At 39.2% G+C, this 22,974-nt stretch carries 23 protein-coding genes and 1 pseudogene; 20 read left to right on the top strand and 4 right to left on the bottom strand.

Translation table 11 applies throughout. From position 1 onward, the window contains the following. The 6 genes and pseudogenes from L0P31_RS07670 to L0P31_RS07645 form a co-directional block, all read left to right on the top strand. The coding region (locus tag L0P31_RS07670) for a DUF1542 domain-containing protein (protein WP_238096373.1) at positions 1-1,539 on the top strand (1,539 nt) is incomplete at its 5' end. 186 nt (positions 1,540-1,725) lie between these two features. Further along, complete coding sequence (gene pabB / locus L0P31_RS07665; RefSeq protein WP_049502379.1) at positions 1,726-3,447, top strand: aminodeoxychorismate synthase component I; 1,722 nt, start codon at positions 1,726-1,728, stop codon at positions 3,445-3,447. Then, on the top strand, positions 3,448-4,065 hold the full coding sequence (locus L0P31_RS07660) for an alpha/beta fold hydrolase (RefSeq protein WP_070528079.1): 618 nt from the start codon (positions 3,448-3,450) through the stop codon (positions 4,063-4,065). It abuts the gene before it with no gap. Positions 4,066-4,114: 49 nt separating this feature from the next. Then, positions 4,115-4,801: pseudogene (locus L0P31_RS07655) on the top strand (excalibur calcium-binding domain-containing protein); the annotation flags it as partial. 117 nt (positions 4,802-4,918) lie between these two features. Beyond that, a complete protein-coding gene (locus L0P31_RS07650) occupies positions 4,919-5,878 on the top strand; it encodes an ROK family glucokinase (RefSeq protein WP_049493290.1) in 960 nt (319 codons plus the stop codon). Positions 5,879-5,975: 97 nt separating this feature from the next. After that, entirely contained in the window at positions 5,976-6,815 is an 840-nt protein-coding gene (locus L0P31_RS07645) for a thymidylate synthase (protein WP_238096368.1), read from the top strand. Positions 6,816-6,865: 50 nt separating this feature from the next. Here the strand turns inward: L0P31_RS07645 and L0P31_RS07640 are convergent, their stop codons facing one another. Next, the gene (locus tag L0P31_RS07640; RefSeq protein WP_001051780.1) at positions 6,866-7,036 is read right to left on the bottom strand and encodes a DUF3042 family protein; all 171 of its coding nucleotides are present in this window, start codon (positions 7,034-7,036) and stop codon (positions 6,866-6,868) included. Between the two features lie 120 nt (positions 7,037-7,156). Here L0P31_RS07640 and miaA point away from each other — a divergent pair, with 120 nt between their 5' ends. The 5 genes from miaA to L0P31_RS07615 are packed head-to-tail and all read left to right on the top strand — an operon-like array spanning position 7,157 to position 11,608. After that, entirely contained in the window at positions 7,157-8,041 is an 885-nt protein-coding gene (gene miaA / locus L0P31_RS07635) for a tRNA (adenosine(37)-N6)-dimethylallyltransferase MiaA (RefSeq protein ID WP_223340804.1), read from the top strand. Next, positions 8,034-9,272, top strand: coding sequence for a GTPase HflX (hflX, locus tag L0P31_RS07630; protein ID WP_238096366.1), 1,239 nt, complete (start codon positions 8,034-8,036; stop codon positions 9,270-9,272). The genes miaA and hflX overlap by 8 nt, the downstream gene beginning before the upstream one ends. After that, a complete protein-coding gene (locus L0P31_RS07625; RefSeq protein WP_020903657.1) occupies positions 9,265-9,888 on the top strand; it encodes a cystathionine beta-lyase in 624 nt (207 codons plus the stop codon). Before hflX ends, L0P31_RS07625 begins: the two co-directional genes overlap by 8 nt. A 14-nt stretch (positions 9,889-9,902) precedes the next feature. Beyond that, the gene (gene rnz, locus L0P31_RS07620; RefSeq protein ID WP_020903658.1) at positions 9,903-10,832 is read left to right on the top strand and encodes a ribonuclease Z; all 930 of its coding nucleotides are present in this window, start codon (positions 9,903-9,905) and stop codon (positions 10,830-10,832) included. Between the two features lie 20 nt (positions 10,833-10,852). After that, entirely contained in the window at positions 10,853-11,608 is a 756-nt protein-coding gene (locus tag L0P31_RS07615; protein WP_049502385.1) for an SDR family NAD(P)-dependent oxidoreductase, read from the top strand. A gap of 38 nt (positions 11,609-11,646) precedes the next feature. Here the strand turns inward: L0P31_RS07615 and L0P31_RS07610 are convergent, their stop codons facing one another. Beyond that, positions 11,647-12,552, bottom strand: coding sequence for a helix-turn-helix domain-containing protein (locus L0P31_RS07610; RefSeq protein WP_049502386.1), 906 nt, complete (start codon positions 12,550-12,552; stop codon positions 11,647-11,649). Between the two features lie 386 nt (positions 12,553-12,938). On the opposite strand from L0P31_RS07610, the gene L0P31_RS07605 reads away from it, so the two are divergent. From L0P31_RS07605 to L0P31_RS07590, 4 genes are all read left to right on the top strand, one after another. Then, positions 12,939-13,913: a choline-binding protein C gene (locus L0P31_RS07605; protein ID WP_238096364.1), complete on the top strand. Its 975-nt coding sequence runs from the start codon at positions 12,939-12,941 to the stop codon at positions 13,911-13,913. A gap of 32 nt (positions 13,914-13,945) precedes the next feature. Continuing rightward, positions 13,946-14,536 (top strand): hypothetical protein, encoded by a 591-nt coding sequence (locus tag L0P31_RS07600; protein ID WP_024056545.1) that lies wholly within the window; start codon positions 13,946-13,948, stop codon positions 14,534-14,536. Positions 14,537-14,609: 73 nt separating this feature from the next. Beyond that, complete coding sequence (locus tag L0P31_RS07595; protein ID WP_150922285.1) at positions 14,610-14,858, top strand: hypothetical protein; 249 nt, start codon at positions 14,610-14,612, stop codon at positions 14,856-14,858. Continuing rightward, on the top strand, positions 14,828-15,325 hold the full coding sequence (locus L0P31_RS07590) for an Ltp family lipoprotein (RefSeq protein ID WP_191962383.1): 498 nt from the start codon (positions 14,828-14,830) through the stop codon (positions 15,323-15,325). Before L0P31_RS07595 ends, L0P31_RS07590 begins: the two co-directional genes overlap by 31 nt. A 25-nt stretch (positions 15,326-15,350) precedes the next feature. On the opposite strand, the gene L0P31_RS07585 is transcribed toward L0P31_RS07590, so the two are convergent. Continuing rightward, positions 15,351-15,971 carry a hypothetical protein gene (locus tag L0P31_RS07585; protein WP_024056543.1) on the bottom strand — a complete coding sequence of 207 codons (621 nt, stop codon included), beginning with the start codon at positions 15,969-15,971 and terminating at the stop codon, positions 15,351-15,353. Positions 15,972-16,345: 374 nt separating this feature from the next. Between L0P31_RS07585 and L0P31_RS09465 the strand changes: the two genes are divergently transcribed. Further along, positions 16,346-16,825 carry a helix-turn-helix domain-containing protein gene (locus tag L0P31_RS09465; RefSeq protein ID WP_033686609.1) on the top strand — a complete coding sequence of 160 codons (480 nt, stop codon included), beginning with the start codon at positions 16,346-16,348 and terminating at the stop codon, positions 16,823-16,825. A gap of 32 nt (positions 16,826-16,857) precedes the next feature. Next, a complete protein-coding gene (locus L0P31_RS07575; protein WP_238096362.1) occupies positions 16,858-18,054 on the top strand; it encodes a hypothetical protein in 1,197 nt (398 codons plus the stop codon). 130 nt (positions 18,055-18,184) lie between these two features. Here the strand turns inward: L0P31_RS07575 and L0P31_RS07570 are convergent, their stop codons facing one another. After that, positions 18,185-19,093 carry a LysR family transcriptional regulator gene (locus tag L0P31_RS07570; protein WP_084926873.1) on the bottom strand — a complete coding sequence of 303 codons (909 nt, stop codon included), beginning with the start codon at positions 19,091-19,093 and terminating at the stop codon, positions 18,185-18,187. Between the two features lie 760 nt (positions 19,094-19,853). Between L0P31_RS07570 and L0P31_RS07555 the strand changes: the two genes are divergently transcribed. The 3 genes from L0P31_RS07555 (at position 19,854) to L0P31_RS07545 (ending at position 22,855) form a co-directional block, all read left to right on the top strand. Next, a complete protein-coding gene (locus L0P31_RS07555; RefSeq protein ID WP_004256158.1) occupies positions 19,854-19,961 on the top strand; it encodes a QVPTGV class sortase B protein-sorting domain-containing protein in 108 nt (35 codons plus the stop codon). A gap of 131 nt (positions 19,962-20,092) precedes the next feature. Next, entirely contained in the window at positions 20,093-20,827 is a 735-nt protein-coding gene (locus tag L0P31_RS07550; protein WP_049501938.1) for an ABC transporter ATP-binding protein, read from the top strand. A 12-nt stretch (positions 20,828-20,839) separates the two neighbouring features. After that, positions 20,840-22,855: an FtsX-like permease family protein gene (locus tag L0P31_RS07545; protein ID WP_045611993.1), complete on the top strand. Its 2,016-nt coding sequence runs from the start codon at positions 20,840-20,842 to the stop codon at positions 22,853-22,855. Positions 22,856-22,974: the final 119 nt, after the last annotated feature.

The following is a 22,974-nucleotide window of genomic DNA, read 5'->3' as shown; positions in this document are numbered from 1 at the left end:
TCAACTGGAACAACAGAAGTAAAAGCAGTAGATCCACAACCAGTAGCGAAGACAGAAGCTAAGCAAGCCATCGACGAAGCGCTTAAATCTAAGACTGATGAAATCGACTCTCGTACAGACTTAACAGACGAAGAGAAAACTGCAGCCAAAGCAGACGCGAGAGCCAAAGCCGATGTAGCGAAAGAGGCAATCGATAACGCAACAACAAACGATGCAGTAACTCAAGCTAAAAATGTTGGAACAACATCAGTTGATTCAGTCAATCCAGACGGATTAGCGAAGTCAGAAGCTAAAAAATCCATCGAAGATGCTCTTAAAGCTAAGAACGACGAGATTGACGCACGTACAGACTTAACAGATGAAGAGAAAACTGCTGCTAAGTCAGAAGCAAAAGCTAAGGCCGACGCAGCAAAAGAAGTTATCGATAAAGCGACAACCAATGCAGAAGTTGACCAAGCAAAGTCAACTGGAATTGCAGAAGTCACTTCAGTAAATCCAGGTGCAGTGGCTAAGACAGAAGCTAAGCAAGCCATCGACGAAGCTCTGAAGGCTAAGAACGACGAAATCGACGCACGTACAGACTTAACAGATGAAGAGAAAGCTGCTGCTAAGTCAGAAGCAAAAGCTAAGGCTGACGCAGCAAAAGAAGCCATCGATAAAGCGACAACCAATGCTGAAGTCGACCAATCTAAGACTAACGGAACAAGAGAAGTCACTTCAATCAATCCAGCAGCAGTCGAGAAGACAGAAGCTAAGAAATCTATCGACGAAGTTCTCAAAGCTAAGACTGATGAAATCGATTCTCGTACAGACTTAACAGACGAAGAGAAAACCGCGGCTAAGGCTGAAGCGAAAGCTAGAGCAGATGCAGCGAAAGAAGTGATTGATAATGCGCCAACAAACGCAGCAGTCGACCAATCTAAGTCAACTGGAACAATGTCAGTAGACTCAGTCACTCCAACAGCGCAAGCAAAACCTGCAGCGAAGCAAGCAATAGATGATGCCCTAAAAGCTAAGAATGCTGAGATTGATGCTCGAACAGACTTAACAGACGAAGAGAAAACCGCGGCTAAGGCTGAAGCGAAAGCCAAAGCTGATGCAGCAAAAGCAGCCATCGATAATGCCACAACCAACTCAGAAGTCGACCAATCTAAGTCAACTGGTATTGAAGAAGTGAACTCAGTCAATCCGATTGCACAAATTAGACCGGCAGTTGGAGCAAGTGCTGGAGTTCATGTAAACTCAGCTAATCCAACTTCTAAAGAAAAACCACAGGAAAAACAAGCAATAGACCAAGTATTGAAAACTGATGAAGCCAAAGCTAAAGTGAAAGATAGTGTAGCATCTACTATCTCACAACTTGAAAATGAGAATCAGCAAGTAGCTACTAATCAGCGTGTAGTGGCTAGAGAATTGCCAAATACAGGTACAACAGAATCCATAACAGCAATTGTTGCAGCAGCAGCTAGTGCGATACTTGGTTTTGGTCTTATTGCTCGTCGTCGAAAAGAAGATGAAGAAGATAAATTAGAAAATTAGTAACGATTTCTAAAGGTCGCAACTCTTTTTTGAGACTAAGTGGATAATATTATTCTTAAAACTCTCCTAGAGCAAAATAGCTACTAGGAGAGTTTTTTCTCTAATCAGAAGATACGTGACGGGACTAAAGCCGATCTCATCTGCTTTGCGGATGAGGGTTTTCTTATTTTGTGCTATACTTAAGGTATGCATAGAAAAACAGTGATTGATTTTAGGGCTTTAGGGGAGAGATACACCTTCACTCAGCCTATCAAAGAGTTAAAAACAAGAGATTTAGCGGAAGTAACAGCCTTGCTGGTACAAGTGGAAAACTACCAAAAGCAGGGCTACTATGTGGTGGGCTATGTCAGCTACGAGGCTGCACCTGCTTTTGAGGAAAAATTAGCAGTTCACAAGGCACCTTTATTGGACGAGTATTTGCTTTATTTTACTGTTCACGATAGGGTGGAGACATTTCCTATTCCCCTGACTTATGATGAGGTTGATTTGCCTTCAAATTGGCAGGAAGTGACGTCTGAAGCAGAATATGAAAAGGCGATTGCCCAGATTCACCATCATTTACGGCAGGGAGATACCTATCAGGTCAATTACACCGTCCAACTCAAGCAAGACTTAAGTGCCAATCCTTATGCCATCTACAATCGCATGGTGGTAGAACAGGAGGCGGGCTACAATGCCTATGTTGAACATGACGAGATGGCAGTGATATCCATGAGTCCAGAGCTCTTTTTTGAGCAGAATGGCCGCAAGTTGACAACGCGACCAATGAAGGGAACAACTCAGCGTGGCGTGACTGACCAAGAAGATCTTGAACAGGCTAGTTGGCTGGAGCAGGACCCCAAAAATCGCTCTGAGAACATGATGATTGTGGATCTCTTGCGCAATGATATGAACCGTATTTCTGAAGTGGGGAGTGAGCATGTGGAGCGTCTGTGTCAGGTAGAACAGTATTCTACTGTTTGGCAGATGACTTCGACCATCAAGAGTCAGTTACGAGAGGATGTTGACCTTGTTGAAATTTTCCGTTCTCTCTTTCCTTGTGGTTCCATAACGGGAGCACCGAAAATTGCGACTATGGAGATCATCAAGGACTTGGAGCCACAACCGCGCGGAGTCTACTGTGGAACGATTGGTCTCTTGCTTCCAAATGGACGACGGATTTTTAATGTGGCCATTCGGACCATTCAACTCTACAAGGGACAAGCTATCTATGGAGTTGGCGGAGGTATTACATGGGATAGCACTTGGGAATCTGAATACCAAGAGGTTCATCAAAAGGCGGCAGTCCTTTATCGTAAACAAGCTCGCTTCCAACTGATTACAACTGGAAAAATTAGCCAAAAACAACTGCTGTTTGAAGAGCAACATATAGAAAGACTGAGAAAAGCAAGTCGATATTTTGCATATCCTTTTGATGCAGAAGACTTGAAACAAAAGATAGCGGCGGAGTGTCAGGCTTGTGACGCTAGTCAAGATTATCGTCTACGAATCAGTCTCGACAAGTCTGGAGAGATAGAACTCAGTCTCCAAGTATTAGCACCCCTCAGTCCGACCTTCTGCCAAGCCAAACTTTGCCTGCAGGAAATGGATTTGAATCAAGTTTTTACCTACTTTAAAACGACTCATAGACCACATTTGACAGTGGGAAATCAGGAAATCATCTATCATACTGCTGCTGGAGAACTGCTTGAAACATCTATTGGAAATTTGGTTCTGAAAATCGCTGGAAAGCTCTATACACCGCCAGTCCGACTTGGCATCTTACCGGGAATTTATCGTCAGTATTTACTAGAAACAGGAAAAGTAGAAGAGAAAGTCTTGACCTTAAAAGACTTAGCCCAAGCAGAAGCTGCTTACGGCTGTAATGCAGTGAGAGGCTTATATGAATTAAGCCTAGAGGAGAACTAGATGAAACTGGTATTTTTACACGGTTTAGGGCAGTCAGCAGAGAGTTGGAAAGAAGTTCGGAATCAATTGACAGATTATCCTTCTGAGGCTATCGAGTTATTTCCTTCTGGAGTAAGTAGCTATCAAAAAGCCAAGGAGCGAGTATATCAGTACCTAGCTCAAGAGACCGAACCTTTTGTTTTGGTTGGATTGTCCTTAGGTGCTGCTCTGGCACTAGAACTTTCCAGTTACGATTTACCAAATCTCCGAGCTTTGGTTCTATCAGGATGTCCACTTAAACTGTCCGGTAATATCCTATTTTATCTTCAGTTGCTGATATTTAAATTGCTTCCCAAAAGGGTATTTGAAAAACAGGGGGCAGATAAGGCTCTTATGGTTGGTATTTCCGAAGAATTAAAAACACTTGATTTAAGGGAGATTGCAAAGACTTGCCCCTATCCAACCTTGCTAATTTGTGGTAGCAAAGATAAATCGAATCTTAGTTCTATGAGAAGTCTTCATAAACTAATATCAGAATCTCAATTTCAGATTATCCCAGATGGCCCTCATGTTTTGAATAAGGAAAAACCAAAGGAGTTTGTAGAAAAGACCAGAAGTTTCCTTGAATTGCTGAAATAAGTTTGATAAAATAATATTGAAATCGATAACATTCTTATAGGAGAAAGTAATGAACAAACGTCTATTTTTAAAAATGAGTCTGGCAACCTTGTCAGTTTTAGCCTTGTTTTCACAACCTGTGTTAGCAGAAGAAAACATCCATTTTTCTAGCTGTAAGGAAGCTTGGGCTAATGGCTATTCAGATCTTCATGAGGGAGACCCTGGTTATTCTGCCAAGTTAGACCGCGATCATGACGGTGTGGCTTGCGAATTGAAAAATGCCCCTAAGGGTGCTTTTAAAGCAAAACAAACGGCTACAACTCAAACTGATACAACTTCATCCACAGCAAGTGGTTGGGTTAAGCAGGACGGTTCTTGGTACTATTTTGACGGAAATGGAAATTCAGTGAAAAATGCTTGGCAGGGAAGCTATTACCTGAAAGCTGATGGTCAAATGGCACAGAGCGAATGGATTTATGACTCTTCTTATCAAGCTTGGTATTATTTGAAATCAGATGGTTCTTATGCAAAAAATGCATGGCAAGGAGCTTATTACCTTAAATCAAACGGTAAAATGGCACAAGGTGAGTGGGTTTATGACTCTTCTTATCAAGCCTGGTATTACTTGAAATCAGATGGTTCTTATGCTCGCAATGCATGGCAAGGAAACTACTATTTGAAATCAGATGGTAAAATGGCTAAAAATGAGCGAGTTGATGGAGGCCGCTACTATGTAGATGCTTCAGGTCTATGGAAACCATAAGTAAGGATAAAATCTAGAAAGTTAATGCAAACCTTTGCATAAATGAGTGAATTTTGTTATACTAGTACTGTAAGCATTTTCAATTAATTCATAATTAAAAAGGAGAATATGATGAGTCAAAAGATTATTGGGATTGACCTTGGTGGAACTTCTATCAAATTTGCAATTTTAACTCAAGAGGGAGAAATCCAAGAAAAATGGTCTATCAAGACAAATATTTTGGATGAAGGAAGCCACATTGTAGATGATATGATTGAGTCTATTCAGCATCGTTTGGACTTGCTTGGATTGGCAGCAGCGGACTTCCAAGGAATTGGGATGGGATCACCAGGTGTGGTTGACCGTGAAAAAGGGACTGTTATCGGTGCCTACAACCTCAACTGGAAAACTCTTCAACCAATTAAAGAAAAAATTGAAAAAGCCTTGGGCATTCCATTCTTCATCGATAATGATGCCAACGTAGCAGCTCTTGGTGAACGTTGGATGGGTGCTGGTGATAACCAACCAGATGTTGTATTTATGACACTCGGTACTGGTGTTGGTGGCGGTATCGTCGCTGAAGGCAAATTGCTTCACGGTGTTGCTGGTGCAGCAGGTGAGCTTGGTCATATCACTGTTGACTTTGATCAACCAATCGCATGTACTTGCGGTAAGAAAGGTTGCCTTGAGACAGTTGCTTCAGCAACAGGGATTGTCAACTTGACTCGTCGCTATGCCGATGAATACGAAGGCGATGCAGCCTTGAAACGCTTGATTGATAATGGAGAAGAAGTAACCGCTAAGACTGTCTTTGATTTGGCAAAAGAAGGAGACGATCTTGCTTTGATCGTTTACCGTAACTTCTCACGTTACTTGGGAATCGCTTGTGCTAACATTGGTTCAATCCTAAACCCATCAACAATCGTTATCGGTGGTGGTGTGTCAGCTGCGGGAGAATTCCTTCTACAAGGTGTTCAAAAAGTTTATGACGAAAATACCTTCCCACAAGTACGCACATCAACAAAATTAGCTCTTGCAACTCTAGGAAATGACGCTGGGGTTATCGGAGCAGCATCACTTGTATTACAATAAAATAATAAAAGGAGAAAAACACTACTTTAAAGCGAGTGATTTTCCTCCTTTCTTTTTTTATGCTATACTAGTTAGGAAATAAATGAGGTGAGAGTAAATGACAAAAGCAGATACGATTTTTAAAGAGAATATTGAACGAATCCTCAAAGACGGTGTCTTTTCTGAGCAGGCCCGTCCCAAGTATAAGGATGGGACTGTTGCCAACTCCAAGTATGTAACGGGTGCATTTGCCGAGTATGACTTGGCAAAGGGGGAATTCCCCATCACAACCTTGCGTCCTATTGCCATCAAATCCGCCATCAAGGAAGTGCTCTGGATTTACCAAGATCAGTCTAATAGCTTAGAAGTGCTGAATAGCAAGTACAATGTTCACTACTGGAATGACTGGGAAGTGGGAGATACGGGAACCATTGGTGAACGCTATGGGGCGGTCGTTAAGAAACACGATATCATCAATAAGATCCTTAAACAGTTGGAAGCTAATCCTTGGAATCGTCGCAATATCATCTCACTCTGGGATTATCAAGCTTTTGATGAGACAGACGGCCTTCTTCCGTGCGCCTTTCAGACCATGTTTGATGTCCGCCGTGTAGATGGAGAAATCTATCTGGATACGACCTTGACCCAGCGTTCGAATGACATGCTAGTGGCCCACCATATCAACGCTATGCAGTATGTGGCTCTTCAAATGATGATTGCCAAACATTTTGGCTGGAAGGTTGGAAAGTTCTTCTACTTCATCAATAATCTCCATATCTATGACAATCAATTTGAACAAGCTCAGGAATTGCTTCGTCGTGAGCCGTCAAATTGCCAACCACGTTTGGTCTTGAATGTTCCAGATGGGACCAATTTCTTTGATATCAAAGCAGAAGATTTTGAGTTGGTGGATTATGACCCTGTTAAGCCACAGTTGAAGTTTGACCTAGCTATTTAAAAGAATAGAAAAAAGAAGTTGAGACAATGAATCTCAACTTCTTTTGTTTCTTAACGTGATACGCGGCGACGAGCTGCTTTTTTACGGTTTTCTTCGATGAAAGCTGCTTTTTGCTCTTCTGGTTCGATCACTTTCTTTTTAAATGCGTATACTGCACCTGCGACGGCAGCGACAGTTCCTGCGACACCTGTTACAAGACCTTTAGCGAATCCTTTAGCCATGAGTCTTCCTCCTTTATCTTCTTAATCAGCCAGCCCCCTCAAGAGGTCACATTTTTCTGACTGACCTTTTTGTGTTATAATAATAGTAACGAAAAAATGGGAATTTTTCAAGGAAAAAAGATGAAAACAAAAATAATTGTGATCGTTGGGCCAACTGCTGTTGGAAAAACGGCCCTTGCCATTGAAGTGGCCAAGCACTTTGGTGGGGAAGTTGTTAGTGGCGACAGTCAGCAGGTTTACCGAGGTCTAGATATTGGGACGGCTAAGGCTAGTCCAGAAGAACAGGCAGCTGTTCCCCATCATTTAATCGATGTTAGAGAGGTAACCGAGTCTTACTCGGCTTTTGATTTTGTTTCAGAAGCTAAGATGGCTATTGAGGATATTCACAGCCGTGGCAAGCTAGCCATTATCGCTGGTGGGACTGGACTTTATATTCAGAGCTTGCTTGAAGGCTACCATCTAGGTGGGGAGACTCCTCATGAGGAGATTTTAGCTTATCGAGCTAGTTTGGATCCTTATACAGATGAGGAATTAGCCCATCTTGTGGAGCAAGCAGGCCTTGAGATTCCTCAGTTTAATCGTCGTCGTGCGATGCGTGCCTTGGAGATTGCCCATTTTGGTCAGGATTTGGAAAATCAAGAGACCTTGTATGAACCTTTGATCATCTGCTTGGATGATGAGCGTAGTCAGCTTTATCAACGTATCAACCACCGAGTGGATCTGATGTTTGAGGCTGGACTTTTGGATGAGGCCAAGTGGCTTTTTGACCATTACCCTGATGTGCAGGCTGCTAAAGGTATTGGATACAAGGAACTCTTTCCGTATTTCCGTGGAGAGCAATCCTTGGAAGAAGCCAGTGAGAGTCTCAAGCAGGCGACTCGCCGATTTGCCAAGCGCCAGTTGACCTGGTTCCGTAACCGCATGCAGGTCACCTTTTATCAGATTGGAGAAGCTGGTGTGCAAGACCGCATTTTAAGCCAGATAGAGGAGTTTTTAGATGATTGATACGGAAAAAAAAGAGGAGCGAGTCCTGCTGATTGGTGTGGAATTGCAGGGCATGGACAATTTTGATCTCTCTATGGAAGAATTGGCTAGTCTAGCTAAGACAGCTGGGGCAGTCGTTGTAGATAGTTACAGACAAAAACGTGAAAAATATGATTCCAAGACCTTCGTCGGCTCTGGTAAGTTAGAAGAAATTGCGCTCATGGTGGATGCAGAAGAAATTACCACTGTCATCGTCAACAATCGTTTGACACCACGGCAGAATGTCAATTTAGAAGAAGTTCTCGGTGTCAAGGTCATTGACCGTATGCAGTTGATTCTGGATATCTTTGCAATGCGGGCTCGAAGTCATGAAGGGAAACTCCAAGTCCATCTAGCTCAGCTCAAATACCTCTTGCCTCGTTTGGTTGGTCAGGGGATTATGCTCAGCCGTCAGGCAGGAGGAATTGGTTCCCGTGGACCTGGTGAAAGCCAGCTGGAGCTGAACCGTCGTAGCGTTCGCAATCAAATCACGGATATCGAGCGCCAGCTCAAGGTGGTTGAGAAAAATCGGGCGACTGTCAGAGAAAAACGTTTGGAGTCAAGCACCTTTAAGATTGGTTTGATTGGTTACACCAATGCTGGGAAATCAACTATCATGAACACCTTGACCAGTAAGACCCAGTATGAGGCTGACGAGCTATTTGCGACTCTAGATGCGACGACTAAGAGTATCCATCTGGGGGGAAATCTCCAAGTAACTTTAACAGATACAGTTGGCTTTATCCAAGATTTGCCGACAGAGTTGGTGTCCAGTTTTAAGTCAACCTTGGAAGAAAGCAAGCATGTGGACCTTCTGGTTCATGTTATCGATGCCAGCAATCCTTACCATGAGGAGCATGAAAAAACAGTCCAGTCCATCATGAAAGACCTGGACATGGAAGATATTCCTCGCCTGACCCTTTATAATAAAGCGGATTTGGTGGAGGATTTTACGCCGACCCAAACGCCCTATGCGCTCATTTCTGCCAAGTCTGAGGATAGTCGAGAGAATTTGCAGGCTTTGTTTTTAGAGAAAATCAAGGATATTTTTGAGTCCTTTACTCTGCGCGTGCCTTTTTCAAAGTCCTACAAGATTCATGATTTAGAAAGTGTTGCGATTCTTGAAGAACGTGATTATCAAGATGACGGCGAAGTGATTAGAGGCTACATTTCCGAGAAAAACAAATGGAGGTTAGAAGAATTTTATGACTGATATCAAAACCTTAGCTCTAAAGTATGGGGGCTATACAAGTCTGGATAAGGTCTATCTGGACCAACTTCTAACTGGTAGAACAGAGCAGGAGCAGTTGGCACTGATTACTCCTCCTCCCAGCGTGGTCAATGCTTACTTTGCAGAACTCTATCAGAAAAAGAGTCCTGAAGCAGCGACGGATTATTTTTCAGAACTTAGTCAGGAACTGAACCTCTACAATACTGAGCCAAGTTTCACTGAAGAAAGCAAACCCTTTATTCGTCTGAACCTATCGGGCAAATCCTTTGGTTTTTGTTATGAGAGTGAGGGACTGGGTCGAATTTTCTCTGAGAATGAAGAGAAGATTTCGGATGACTTGCTTTTTGAAATTGCACAAATTTTTCCCCATCAACTAGTCTTTGAAGAGTCTGGCAAGATTTACATGAAGGCTGTTGGAGATGAGGAAGTTGTTAGCATGGAGAGTCTCACGGCTTTGACTGATTTGGAAAGCTTGACTGATGGTCGTAAACGTCTTAAAGGTTACAGCCAAGAGGAGTTATTACAAGAAGCCACAGCTTTTTCTGGCAAGCGCTATTTCCGATCGGAAAACCGCACAGCCATGTTATATATTGATTAATTAGAAAGTATCGAATGGATATTCAATTTTTAGGAACGGGGGCTGGCCAGCCCTCTAAAGCCCGCAACGTTTCAAGTCTCGCTCTGAAACTTTTGGACGAGATTAACGAAGTCTGGCTCTTTGACTGTGGAGAAGGTACGCAAAATCGCATTCTGGAAACCACAATTCGACCGCGTAAGGTTAGCAAAATTTTTATCACCCACCTGCATGGAGACCACATTTTTGGCTTACCAGGTTTCCTTTCTAGTCGAGCCTTTCAGGCTAATGAAGAGCAGACGGATTTGGAAATCTATGGACCTCAAGGGATCAAGTCCTTTGTCTTAACCAGCCTTCGTGTGTCAGGTTCGCGCCTGCCTTACCGTATTCATTTTCATGAGTTTGACCAAGATTCTTTAGGAAAAATCCTTGAGACCGATAAATTCACAGTGTATGCAGAGGAGTTGGACCACACTATTTTCTGCGTTGGCTATCGTGTCATGCAAAAGGACCTAGAAGGTACCTTAGATGCTGAAAAGCTCAAGGCTGCTGGTGTCCCATTTGGCCCACTTTTTGGGAAAATCAAGAATGGTCAGAACGTTGTTCTTGAAGATGGGACTGAAATCAAGGCAGCAGACTATATCTCAGCTCCACGTCCAGGTAAAATTATTACTATTTTAGGAGACACTCGAAAAACGGATGCCAGTGTGCGTCTGGCTGTTAATGCCGATGTCCTTGTCCATGAGTCCACTTATGGCAAGGGTGATGAAAAAATTGCTCGTAATCATGGTCATTCAACTAACATGCAAGCTGCACAAGTAGCGGTAGAAGCAGGTGCTAAACGCCTCTTGCTCAACCATATCAGTGCCCGTTTCCTCTCAAAAGATATCAGCAAGCTCAAGAAAGACGCTGCCACAATTTTTGAAAATGTGCATGTGGTCAAAGACTTGGAAGAAGTGGAAATCTAAAAGATTGAGGAAGGATAAGTATGCCTACTATTCTCATTACCGGAGCTAGCGGTGGTCTAGCTCAAGAAATGGTCAAACTTTTACCAGAAGACCAGCTCATCTTGCTTGGTCGAGATAGGGAAAAATTAGCTCAACTCTACGGAAATCATCCCCATGCAGAATTGATTGAAATCGACATTACCGATGATTCATCCTTAGAAACTCTGGTAGCAGACCTCTATCTCCGCTATGGCAAGATTGATGTCTTGATTAACAACGCTGGTTACGGGATTTTCGAGGAATTTGACCAGATTTCTGACCAAGATATTCACCAGATGTTCGAGGTCAATACCTTTGCCTTGATGAATCTATCTCGTCGCCTTGCTGCTCGTATGAAGGAAAGCCGAAAAGGCCATATCATCAATATCGTCAGCATGGCAGGTCTGATCGCTACTGGCAAGTCCAGCCTTTACTCAGCAACCAAGTTTGCGGTCATTGGTTTTTCAAATGCGTTACGCCTCGAACTTATGTCCTACGGTGTTTATGTAACGACGATCAATCCAGGACCAATCCGCACAGGATTTTTTGACCAGGCCGACCCAGATGGAACCTATCTCAAGTCGGTTGAACGCTTCCTGCTAGAACCAGATGCAGTGGCTAAAAAAATTGTTAAGATTATAGGTAAAAACAAACGCGAACTCAATCTACCGATGTTGTTGAACCTAGCCCATAAGTTTTATACCCTCTTTCCTAAGCTAGCTGATAAGTTGGCAGGGGAAACTTTTAATTATAAGTAAAAAAGTTGTTCCTAACATGGAGCAACTTTTTTTTACGATTAGAACAAATCAATACCAGTCTTATTTAATGCATGGCAATGATAAGTGAAGGCGTTTATAAAATTAGAGTAGTATTGCTGATCAATAAATTTTGCGCTTTGAAGATAATTAAATAGATTTTTCGCTAAAGGAATAGCCTCAGGTTTATTCCATCTAAATTGATTGTAAACATGTTCAACTTCTAGGAACATGAGTGGAATAGCTAGATAGCCTCGTTCGAAGGTCTGAAGTGATTTAATTTTTTTAATAATATCATCAGCCTTTTGATAGTAGCCCAATTCAGAGAAGTATTTTGCAGAGAAAGTAAGAGCATTTAAAATACGGATGTAGGTGTCAGTATTAGCACTTTCTTTGTACATAAGTAGTAATTGTTTGGTCATATGGTCAATGAGTTCCATCGGGCAATGATTGACGATAACACGATAAATTTCAAGTTCGATACTATTAAAGACATCCGATTTCATTAAATGCTTGATAATGTTTTGAATTCTGGCAATGGTTTCTGGACTCTTTGATATGGTTGGATAATGTCTTAATTTAATAGATTTAAAAATCATTTCTGCTTGAAGTGGATTGTCTTTTAGATAGACATCAAATAATTTTTCGTATTCTTCAATGTAAGTGAGGATATCTTCTTCATGGACCACATGCTTGCCAAATTCAATAGCAGGTAATTCTAAGCAGTCTCCACCTTTATTTGCATAGGCGAGAACAAAATCATTCCATTCAACTCCGATAACAATTAAAAGTTTGGCAAAGTTTTCAAGTGAAATTCCTTTTTCTCCTTTTTCAAATTGACTTAGGAACTGTGGTGATACGATATCTGAGGCGGCTTCCTTTAGGCTGAGTCCTCGTGCTTCGCGCAGGTACTTAAATGTAGCTCCAAATGGGTATAGATTTTCCATAAATAATCTCCTTACATACTTCTAAAACTATTAGACAAAAATTTAGAGAAAAAAATGGAGAAAGAAAACTATAGTTACAAAATACTAGAATTCTATGCTATTTTTTATTTTTATGAACAAGATTGAAACTATAGTTTAAATAGCGAAAAATTTAAATATCTATTATGGTATGATAAGGGAAAGGATAGGAAATAAAGTTAGGTTGTTATACTAGTATAACAAGGATTGACTTATCACTCAATCCTATTCTATCAGCCATCAAAGGAGAAAATGAAATGGAGAAAATTTAAATGCTCGACGCTAGAAAACTATCATATTTACTTTTAAGGTTATAAGACAATTATCATAAATTTTTTGAAAAATAGAAATATATAAGGAGTTTTATTATGAAAAACAGAAAAATGTTGGCTTCTTCTTTACTAGCCGGTGCTTTATTGTCAGTAGGTTATGTAGCTTCTAAACCGACAGAGGTTCATGCCTTAACAGATATGAGTGTAAAAGATACTCAAAATCCCATGAAAATCACATTGATAGCCACTACTGGGAACCCGGTTTATTCAGGAAGTGTGCTGGTAGATATTAAAAGAAATTCTTCTACTGATAATCCATCTTTGTATTATGATTTAGTTAATGAAGATACAGGGGCTATTGTATCTAGTTATAACTTTAATAGTTTTGGGGATCAAACTAGAAGTCAATCCCATGTTTGGTTACTATATGCTGAAGATGGAAGATATCATATTGATGTTTATAGTGAAAAAGACTTTGGGAAAAGATATTTTGGTCGGTCAGAAGTATTTAAAGTATCAAATCACGGATATGTACCTATAACAAATTCAGAGACACCGAAAGCTACTGAAACTCCAAAACAATCTACTAACTCTAACTCAGGTCAGACTGGTTGGTCAGGTTCTTCTTACTACAAAGCTGGTGTGAAAGTAGTCAATCAATGGATTTTTGATGTTCAGTATAATTCATACTTCTACCTAAATGCTTCAGGTAACTTTGTTCAAAATGCTTGGTCAGGTAACTACTACCTTAAGTCAGGTGGCTATATGGCTAAAAGCGAGTGGATTTACGATAAAAACTATAGTTCATACTATTACCTAACATCTGAGGGTAGCTATGCGCGTAACACTTGGGTAGGTAGCTATTATCTCAAATCAAATGGTAAAATGGCTAAGAGCGAATGGGTTTATGATAGCAGCTATAGCTCTTACTATTACTTAACATCAGAAGGAAGCTATGCTCGTAACACATGGGTAGGTGACTACTATCTCAAGTCAAATGGTAAGATGGCAGTTAACGAACGTACACCAGATGGCTACAAAGTAGATGGCTCAGGTAAGTGGGTAAAATAAAATTTTTTTGAACTGGGAGAAAAGGGAAAATAATGGAAAAACATGAAAACCAAATGAACGAAGAGGTAATCGTAGAAAAAGTCGAAGATACTGAAGAAGTGACCGTAGAAAAAGTCGATGAGACTACGGAAAGAATGGAAGAATCAATTAATGAAGTAGTTACAGAGAAGCCTGATAAAGTAGAAGCACTCAAAAAAGAGGCGTCAATTTTTGTAGAAAAAGCTGGAAAACAAATCGAAAATCTAGATATGAATGGTCTCATTGAAAAGATTAAAAAACTATTTGAAACAAAACCTCTACAATCTATCGGGATAAGCCTAGCTATCTTTCTTGTTCTGTTCTTTGGAATTCGTAAATTAACCAGTGATCCCTTAGATGGAACTTATGAAATTTTAACAAGACGTGATCATTTAGTCATGGTGATTAAAGGAAATGCTGGGACCGTCACCTCTGAAGATTCAGACGGAGACAAAGAAAAAAGATTAGTGAAAATTAATAAACAAAAGAAAGTATTGACAATAACAGACGATGAAGGAAGAGAAATAGGAAAAACAAAATATATGTTAAAAGATAAAGAACTCTATCTTCAAGAGCCAGATCAAACCTTTAACCGAGTAAAATAGACTACACATTAACAGCCTAAGCCAGTACCTTAAAAGCTACTGGCTTAGGAAATTGTATAAAAGGAGAATATGAATGAAATTCAAAAAATTAATAACTTTAGCTAGTTTAGTAGGGCTGATTGTTTTTCTTGCGACTACTGTAGTTGCCTGTGGTTCAAAATCTGAAAACACAGAAACTAAAACTGCACAAGTTGAAAAAAACAAAGAAAAAGAAAAAAAAGAAGCGTTAGACAAAGCTAAATCGTATGATAAAAGTCTTAACCTTTCTTACAATGCTATGGAAAAAAATTGTTGGAAGAAGACTTTTCTGAAGAGGCTATAAAATACGCACTTAATAACGTGGGTATTGATTGGAAGCAAAATGCATTGGAAAAAGCTAAAGAGTATGCTAAAACTCCTCTCGTTTCAAGAAAAGTTATTAAAGAAAAGTTAGACTACGAAGACGGATTTGATGACCCAGAAGTCAACTACGCTATTGATAATGTAGATGTTGATTGGAAAAAAGCTGCAATAGAAAAAGCTAAGGACTATGCTAAAAACAACCACTTATCAAGTTTCAACACCGAGAGTGAGTTACAAAGAGAAAATCGCTTTACACCTGAAGAGGCAAAATACGCAGTAGAAAATGCAGGTATTGATTGGAAGGAAATCGCGCTAGAAAGAGCTAAAGAGTTGAAACAATCTGCGCCAGAACCAGACTTTGCAATTTCCGATACCAGAGATGGACTCCAAAGCGAACAATTTAGGGATGAAGAGGTCAAGTATGCAATGGACAACTTGAAAAAATAAAAAAGAGGTGGCGACCTCTTTTTTATTATTTCTCTTTCACAATTTCACCATCTACTTTATCAAAGCCTATTGCATTTCCTTTAGAAACTTCGGTAATGAGTAAATCTCCAGAAGAAACGACGCTGGAAGTGTATGCAATATATCCGGCATAGTATTTATCGCGAATTTGTCCACTAGTTAGAGATACGTAAGTAAGGTAAGATGGTTTATTTTCATCGTTAACATATAATTTTATCTCTTCTTTTGTAGTGTTATTCCCTGATCCATCTGTTATCGCCTTAGCTTTAACTTTATCGATTTCAAAACTTCTTTTTGATCTTTCTTCAGCTAATTTTCTAACTTCATTGATGTTTTTGCCTACAACTTCATCCATATGAAGCTCTACGGCTGCACCAACAGTCCCTCCGCCTATTTCGTACCCGTTCAGTTTTCCTCCTTTTGTGATATAGACGTAGTTTATTCTTTCATCTTTTCCAGGTAATGCATCATCATTAGAATCGATCACACTATAGAAAACTCTCTCTTGATTGTCGTTCATTAACTGAACGATACCTTTTCCTTTTGTATCCATAGATGATGAACAAGCTGCTAAACTAGCGCTAGCAAGTAGTGCACCTAATAACAACAATCCATTTCTGTTTCTCATAACAAAACTCCTTATATATTTCTATGTTTCAAAAATTTTATGATAACTATGAAAGTAAATATGATATTTTTCTAGTGTCAATCCTTTAAGTTCTTCTCATGTCATTTTCTCCTTTGATAGCTGATAGAATAGGATTGAGTGGTAAGTCAATCCTTGTTATACTAGTATAACAAGCTTCCTTTTTAGCTATTCTTTACCTTATCATACCATAATAGATATTTAAATTTTTCGCTATTTAAACTATAGTTTCAATCTTGTTCATAAAAATAAAAAATAGCATAGAATTCTAGTATTTTGTAACTATAGTTTTCTTTCTCCATTTTTTTCTCTAAATTTTTGTCTAATAGTTTTAGAAGTATGTAAGGAGATTATTTATGGAAAATCTATACCCATTTGGAGCTACATTTAAGTACCTGCGTGAAGCACGAGGGCTCAGCCTAAAGGAAGCTGCCTCAGATATTGTATCACCACAGTTCCTAAGTCAATTTGAAAAAGGAGACAAAGGAATATCACTTGAAAACTTTGCTAAATTGTTAATTGTCATAGGAGCTTTAGAAAATTTCAAAGCTGATAATATGAAGGAACTAGTAAATTTATATGATGATACAAAATATAAAGAATTACAGTTGAATTATCAGAAAGAAATGCTACAGTTACAAAGGGAACAATATATTGATACTAAGAAAATGCTTCAAGCATTAAGATACAACAATTATGTTCAAACGTTACAATTACAGCAGTTAGATGGAATCCGTAGAAATACAGAAGAAGCAGTTGATTACTTGAGAAATTTACGTGTTCAAGAAAATCATTATCACACACATAACCATTACCATCAGAATAACATTTATTAATTTATATAGGTGAAATTAAAATTAGAAATAACATGAAGAAAATTATAAAAATAATTACCTGTTTGGGTTTGTTTTGCGGCTTATTTTCATTAGTGAATTCAGCCCAAGCTGATAGTACTGACTACAACCAACTATTGCCACAAATTACTGAGAAGTGGGAGAGTAAACATCTATTTGAAAATAATGCTAATAGACTTGGTTACGCTTTGAAAGACATTGATAGAAATGGGACTGATGAATTATTAATTGGTCTTACTAATGGTGAAAAATGGGAACTGTTTGAAGTATACTATATGAATGGTAATACTCCCACTCCATTATTTGATAGATTTTGGGATACAAGCTTTAGAATGGGGACAGTTATTAATACCTATACAGATGGCAGTATTATGGTGTTCGAAAGTTCTCCAGGAATTGTATCATATAGATTGTTCCAACTTTCTAAAGAAAATAAGGAGCCAACGTTAATTAAAAAAGGTGAATTTAGAGCAGGAGAAGGTGACTTAGATGAATTAAACCTTGATTCTAAAACAAAAATAGATACCTCAACTATTGAATATACTTCTCTAAATCTCCCAATCATTGGAGATAATATGGATCCTAATCCTCCCATGCCCAAGTCCCTTGTCGATGCCAAAATTGGAGATGAAATTCCTTTGCCATCTGAGTTAGTAGGTATTTGGATTAATAAAGAGCCAAATAATGGTACTAAACCTGGTAGAGCTTCATCACTTATTTTAGGAGATGATGGTAGCTATACTGGAACTTTTAAAGATGGAGATATTAGAGGGAAATTATCCTGTCTTAAAAAAGTGAGTGAGAACGGATTTATTGTCTTAAAAGATAATCAGGAGGATCAAGAGTTTGCTTTTAGTGTCGGTTTAGGTGGAGGTTTGCCTTCTGGTCATAGACTCGAACATGGTATGGTACTAGAAGGGCGAACTTTATATAATGTATTGTGGGTAGTAAAAGAAGGGGAGGAAGACTATTCTAAACCTTCCAAGCTAGTAACTTTTGTAAATCCAACTTATGGTCCTAAGAAAATTGAGAAAAAAGCAGAACAAGAAGTAGCGAAACAAGGCGACACAGTGGCAGAATCAACTCAAGACAGTAGTGAGAAGACACAGCCAGAGCAAACGTTATTTGAAAATATTCCAGTATTTGGACTGGTTGTGGGAGTTGGACTTGTCCTCGTTTTAATACTCTCTATATTTTGGTTTAAAAAATAAGATTTTTTAAAAAACTTTTGATTTGCTACTGGAGAAAAAACCTCAAGAACTAGGGTTGAAAGCTAGTTCTTGAGGTTTTTAGGTTATTCGATTTAGAGGTATTTTCATACTCAATGAAACTCAAAGAGTATTAACTATCAAACTGGACTTCTTCTAGGAGATAGTCGATAAAGCGTTCGCCCATCTTAGACAGGCTGGTTTTTTCATGCTGGATATAGACCAGCTCAATTGGATCATCAATATCCAGTGGGATAGAAACGATATTGTCTCCGTTGAGGTTGCTGTTCAAAATACCTGTCGCAATGGTATAACCATCCAAACCAATCAAGAGATTAAAGAGGGTAGCACGGTCGCTGACTACGATAGATTTTTTGTGGTATTCCTGCGAGAGAATCTCTTCTGAAAAGTAGAAGGAGTTGTGCGTCCCTTGGTCATAGCTGAGATAAGGGAAGTTTTCTAGATCAGATAGTTTCACCTTGTCTTTTTTTGCCAGAGGATTGGTCTTGCTGACAAAGATATGCGGTTGCGCTGTGAAGAGATGGTGAGCCAGCAGGTGGTTATCATCCAGCATTTTCGTTAAAACATCACGGTTGTAGCTGTTTAAGAAGAGGACACCGACCTCACTACGGAAGTTCTTGACGTCGTCGATAATTTCCCAAGTACGAGTTTCACGAAGGAAAAGCTCGTATTTCTCCATGTCACTTTTCTTGAGTAGAGAGACAAAGGCATTGACCACAAAGGCATAGTGTTGAGACGAAACGCTAAAGAGTTCGCGGTGGGCAACAGGATTTTTATAACGTTCCTCCAAAAGCTGGGTCTGCTCGACAACCTGACGGGCATAAGAGAGGAACTCCATCCCATCACGGGTCAAGGTGATCCCCTTAGGATTACGAATAAAGATTTCAATGCCCATTTCATTTTCCAAATCTCTCACAGCATTGGAAAGACTCGGCTGAGTGATAAAGAGTTGCTTGGCTGCCTCATTCATGGAGCCAGTTTCGACGATTTTGATAATATAATGTAATTGTTGAATTCTCATGTTTTTATTGTACCACACTTGCGTCAGAATCGCCAAAGATGATAGGGAAATCAGGAGCATTGTGTAAGTCTCTGTAAAGTAGTTAAGAAGAAACTTCTAAATCATTTAGTAAATAAGTTAAAAAAGTAGCTGAGCAAGGTATTGTTTAGCTGTTTTTTAATTGGGCACTATAAAAATTTTCTTCGAAAATAAGAAATTTGCACGATTTACTCATTATTTATCCAGTACTAGAGTTTATACTAGTTATTGTAAAGATGATCATCCAAAAGAAGGAAGGAGGCAACTTTATGGCTAAAAATACAAATCGTTCAGAGATTGATTCTCTAAGTTTTGAGGTTGAAAAGCAAGAACTTTCCGGGCAATCAGAAGCTAGTGGTACACAGCTTTTAAAATGACACTAGCAGGTCTCTGTGGATTGTGTTTCACCTATTCCTATGAGTGTACGAGAAATGATGTTCGCTGTTAGATAAAACAAAAGGAAAATTCTAGTGTTTTATTACAAAATATTGACAACATTTTGATTTGGTGTTATATTTACGGGGAGAAATACAAATAGAACAAGACAACTTTGAGATTGATTCTTTGGATTGTGGAAATTAATAGCCAAGAATTGGATGGAAAATCTGCTGCTGGGTTAGGGTACGGCTGTTAGATTAACAGCACAGGGGCGCTGTGCTTGGTGGTTTGCATATTCTTATGAATGTATTTCGTCAAACGTGCGCTATGAATAAAACTCTCTATTTTTTGACAGGAGGATAAAATGGAAGGAATTATTGGAACACTAGAATTCTATGCACCTGTACTGGTCTTAGGAGTTGTTGTCATAGGGATTGTTTACTTTATGAAAAAAAGAAACGATCGCAAATAATCAACATCGACCGATACCTGAAAAAGGCATCGGTTTTTTTATTACTTGAATATATTGCACAAAATACTCATGCCAAACATTGAAAGGAACCGTATAATAAGAGAGTAATAAAGAAACGGAGGAATGAAATGATGAAACAGCTTATTGTAACAGGATTAACGAAAATATTTGGTCAAGGGGATAATATCGTTCATGCTTTATTAGATGTGAACTTGTCCGTTGAAAAAGGTGACTTTCTGGCAATTATGGGTGCCAGTGGTAGTGGAAAAACAACACTCCTCAACTGTATTTCAACGATTGATAAACCAACGTCAGGTGAGATTCGATTTGAAGATTTTGACATCATCCATGCCAAGGAAAATGAACTAGCTGACTATCGTGCCAAAAACATTTCCTATATTTTCCAAGCCTACAACTTGGTGGAAACCTTGACGGTCTATGAAAATATTGTTCTACCTCTTCAAATTCAGGGGAAAAATATCAAAAAACATCAGGATAAGATTGAGGAAATTTTGGATAAGTTGGCCATCCAAAACTTAAAAGATAAGTTTCCTAATCAGTTATCAGGTGGTCAGCGACAACGCGTGGCAACTGCTAGAGCCTTGATTGATGATTCTAAACTGATTATCGCAGATGAGCCGACAGGAGCCTTGGACTCTGCCAATTCTGAAAAACTGATGGCACTTTTGCAGGAAATCAATAAAAGTTTTGGTATTACCATTTTACTGGTTACGCATGACCCTGCCGCAGCAAAGTACTCTTCACGGATGGTGCTACTTAGAGATGGAAAGATTATGGATGATTTGGAACGTAACAGCTTATCTAATGAACAGTATTTGCAAGAGATTTACAGTCGTACCAGATAGGAGGGTGAGAGTATGTATCCAAAATTGATTTTACGAAATGTATTTCGAAATTTACAGACTTATACCATCTATTTTTTCAGTCTGACATTGATTTATAGCTTGCTCTACGCTTTTAATGCTTTACCAAGCCATCCAGTGATGCAAAGTTTATCAGGGGCAAAGGAAATGTTGACGACGGTGATGAGCCAGTACATGGGCTTGCTTTCCTATCTGATTCTATCGGCGATTGCCTTTCTCATCGTTTACGCCACAAATTTTGTGCTGGGACGGCGCAAGAAAGAGCTGGGACTTTATGCAACGCTGGGAATGAAGAAGAAGCAGATTATCCGTACCCTGTTCTTTGAAACCATGCTGGTCAATATCTTTTCCTTGATTCTAGGTTTCTTGCTTGGATTGATCTTACTGGTCATTCTAGCTAAGATTGCATCTGAGTTTTTTATGGCCAATTACTTTGGTAGTATGCTTTTCTTTGATAGCAAGTCTGTTATCTTACTAGTTTATTCCTATTTGGTAACCAGTTTTATTGTTGGTGTCATGGACATTCTTACCTTTAGAAAGAAAAATATCATTGCACTCATTCAAGAAAATGGGGTCAAGAAATCTGTCTTGGCAAAAGGCAAGCCAGTTCTTCAAGCACTTCTCTTTATTCTTTCGACAGCTGTTATCGGTTTTGGTGCTCTCTATTTTTCAGACTATCACCATCTATCATTCTTGAAAAGCTGGGGTATCTTGCTGGTATCTGTCTTCGTGATTTTTGTGATTTTGTTTTACAATACTTTAAGCCATTTTGTCTTGATTTCCCTTAGAAAACTGCCTCAAACTTACTATAACAAACTAAACACTTTTAAAATCCGTCAATTTTCAAAACAAGCTGATAGTAATTCGGTCACGTTGGCTGTCTTATCCTTGACCTTGACACTAGCTCTCAGCTTACTCGTTTTTAGTGGTAGTGCCTATACGACTATGAACCGAGAGCTGAACAAATACTCACCTTATGATGTAACTGTCAATCTCTACCGTGGTAAAGAGTTTCAATTTTCTCAGGAATCTGTCAAAGACAGATTGAAAGCCGATGGCTTTGACTTTAACCTCATCAAAGAGGAGTACAGCTGCCCTATCTATTCTAGTGATTTAACTTATAAAGATTTGATTGATACTAGCAATCTCTGGGATCATGATAAGAAACTTCCTGAATCAAAAGTACCGATTTTAGGAATTTCTGCCTACAATCATCTCCGCAAACTGCAAGGGAAAAAAGCGGTTGACTTGTCAGAAGACCAATTTCTAGTCAATGCCAATTATAAAGGAACTGCCAAGCAGATCCAGGACTTTCTATCAACGACCAAAACCTTCATGATTAACGGTCGTTCTCTCAACCTTGCCTCTTCAAAGCCACTTGAAACAGTTTACTTTTTATCTTCAGTAACTACAAATGACTCAGGAACCTTGATTGTACCAGATAAGGTAGTAGTTGGATTGACGGAAGACCACACGACCTATGTTGCCAATTTCAAGGAAAATATAGACAAACGGGAAGTAGAAACATTCTTGAGTCAGTGGATTGAAAAATACTACTTCACTCGTGATGGAGAAGAGTTGAATTCGTTCGTCTATCAAACGAAAGGAAGAATTTTTGAGATTTATCTTGGATTTATGGGCGTCATTGTCTTTGTCATGATTTTTGTCAGTGTTATTTTTATCATTATTTCCCTCAGTATCTTGTCCCTTCAAACTTCTACAAGCGCTTTGGATAGTGTCAATGATTATCAAATCTTATACCTTCTTGGGAACAAGAGAAAGCAAAATCGCTTTATTCTTTTGCAACAGATTCTAAGTTATTTCTTGGTTCCGCTGGTCATCGCAGGTCCGCTAGCATTTGCCTTGAGTACCGCTCTTTTGGGCTATTTTGAGAATTTCGCTAATACCAGCATTTCTATAGATATCACCTATCTGGGAGTAGCGGTCTTACTCTTTGTCCTTTACCTGCTAGTGACTTACAGAGTAAGTTGGGAAATTATTGAAAATTAAGTCAAATACCAGAGTTGCCTATCCGACAATTCTGGTATTGTGTTATAATGATATTAAAGTAGTTCAGGAAGTGGATACATATGAAACAGTTTGTCAAATCGCTCTCGAAAAACTCACTT

The sequence above is a fragment of the Streptococcus mitis genome, assembly GCF_022137125.1.
Classification (GTDB): domain Bacteria; phylum Bacillota; class Bacilli; order Lactobacillales; family Streptococcaceae; genus Streptococcus; species Streptococcus mitis_CE.
The sequence above is the reverse complement of the archived record's forward strand: the minus strand, read 5'-3'. Positions and strand labels throughout refer to the sequence as shown.

Excerpts from the sequence above, each read along its gene's own strand:
- pabB (WP_049502379.1), top strand. The coding sequence starts at position 1,726 with ATGCATAGAAAAACAGTGATTGATTTTAGGGCTTTAGGGGAGAGATAC.
- L0P31_RS07660 (WP_070528079.1), top strand. The coding sequence starts at position 3,448 with ATGAAACTGGTATTTTTACACGGTTTAGGGCAGTCAGCAGAGAGTTGG.
- L0P31_RS07650 (WP_049493290.1), top strand. The coding sequence starts at position 4,919 with ATGAGTCAAAAGATTATTGGGATTGACCTTGGTGGAACTTCTATCAAA.
- L0P31_RS07645 (WP_238096368.1), top strand. The coding sequence starts at position 5,976 with ATGACAAAAGCAGATACGATTTTTAAAGAGAATATTGAACGAATCCTC.
- L0P31_RS07640 (WP_001051780.1), bottom strand. The coding sequence starts at position 7,036 with ATGGCTAAAGGATTCGCTAAAGGTCTTGTAACAGGTGTCGCAGGAACT.
- miaA (WP_223340804.1), top strand. The coding sequence starts at position 7,157 with ATGAAAACAAAAATAATTGTGATCGTTGGGCCAACTGCTGTTGGAAAA.
- hflX (WP_238096366.1), top strand. The coding sequence starts at position 8,034 with ATGATTGATACGGAAAAAAAAGAGGAGCGAGTCCTGCTGATTGGTGTG.
- L0P31_RS07625 (WP_020903657.1), top strand. The coding sequence starts at position 9,265 with ATGACTGATATCAAAACCTTAGCTCTAAAGTATGGGGGCTATACAAGT.
- rnz (WP_020903658.1), top strand. The coding sequence starts at position 9,903 with ATGGATATTCAATTTTTAGGAACGGGGGCTGGCCAGCCCTCTAAAGCC.
- L0P31_RS07615 (WP_049502385.1), top strand. The coding sequence starts at position 10,853 with ATGCCTACTATTCTCATTACCGGAGCTAGCGGTGGTCTAGCTCAAGAA.
- L0P31_RS07610 (WP_049502386.1), bottom strand. The coding sequence starts at position 12,552 with ATGGAAAATCTATACCCATTTGGAGCTACATTTAAGTACCTGCGCGAA.
- L0P31_RS07605 (WP_238096364.1), top strand. The coding sequence starts at position 12,939 with ATGAAAAACAGAAAAATGTTGGCTTCTTCTTTACTAGCCGGTGCTTTA.
- L0P31_RS07600 (WP_024056545.1), top strand. The coding sequence starts at position 13,946 with ATGGAAAAACATGAAAACCAAATGAACGAAGAGGTAATCGTAGAAAAA.
- L0P31_RS07595 (WP_150922285.1), top strand. The coding sequence starts at position 14,610 with ATGAAATTCAAAAAATTAATAACTTTAGCTAGTTTAGTAGGGCTGATT.
- L0P31_RS07585 (WP_024056543.1), bottom strand. The coding sequence starts at position 15,971 with ATGAGAAACAGAAATGGATTGTTGTTATTAGGTGCACTACTTGCTAGC.
- L0P31_RS09465 (WP_033686609.1), top strand. The coding sequence starts at position 16,346 with ATGGAAAATCTATACCCATTTGGAGCTACATTTAAGTACCTGCGTGAA.
- L0P31_RS07575 (WP_238096362.1), top strand. The coding sequence starts at position 16,858 with ATGAAGAAAATTATAAAAATAATTACCTGTTTGGGTTTGTTTTGCGGC.
- L0P31_RS07570 (WP_084926873.1), bottom strand. The coding sequence starts at position 19,093 with ATGAGAATTCAACAATTACATTATATTATCAAAATCGTCGAAACTGGC.
- L0P31_RS07555 (WP_004256158.1), top strand. The coding sequence starts at position 19,854 with ATGGAAGGAATTATTGGAACACTAGAATTCTATGCACCTGTACTGGTC.
- L0P31_RS07550 (WP_049501938.1), top strand. The coding sequence starts at position 20,093 with ATGAAACAGCTTATTGTAACAGGATTAACGAAAATATTTGGTCAAGGG.
- L0P31_RS07545 (WP_045611993.1), top strand. The coding sequence starts at position 20,840 with ATGTATCCAAAATTGATTTTACGAAATGTATTTCGAAATTTACAGACT.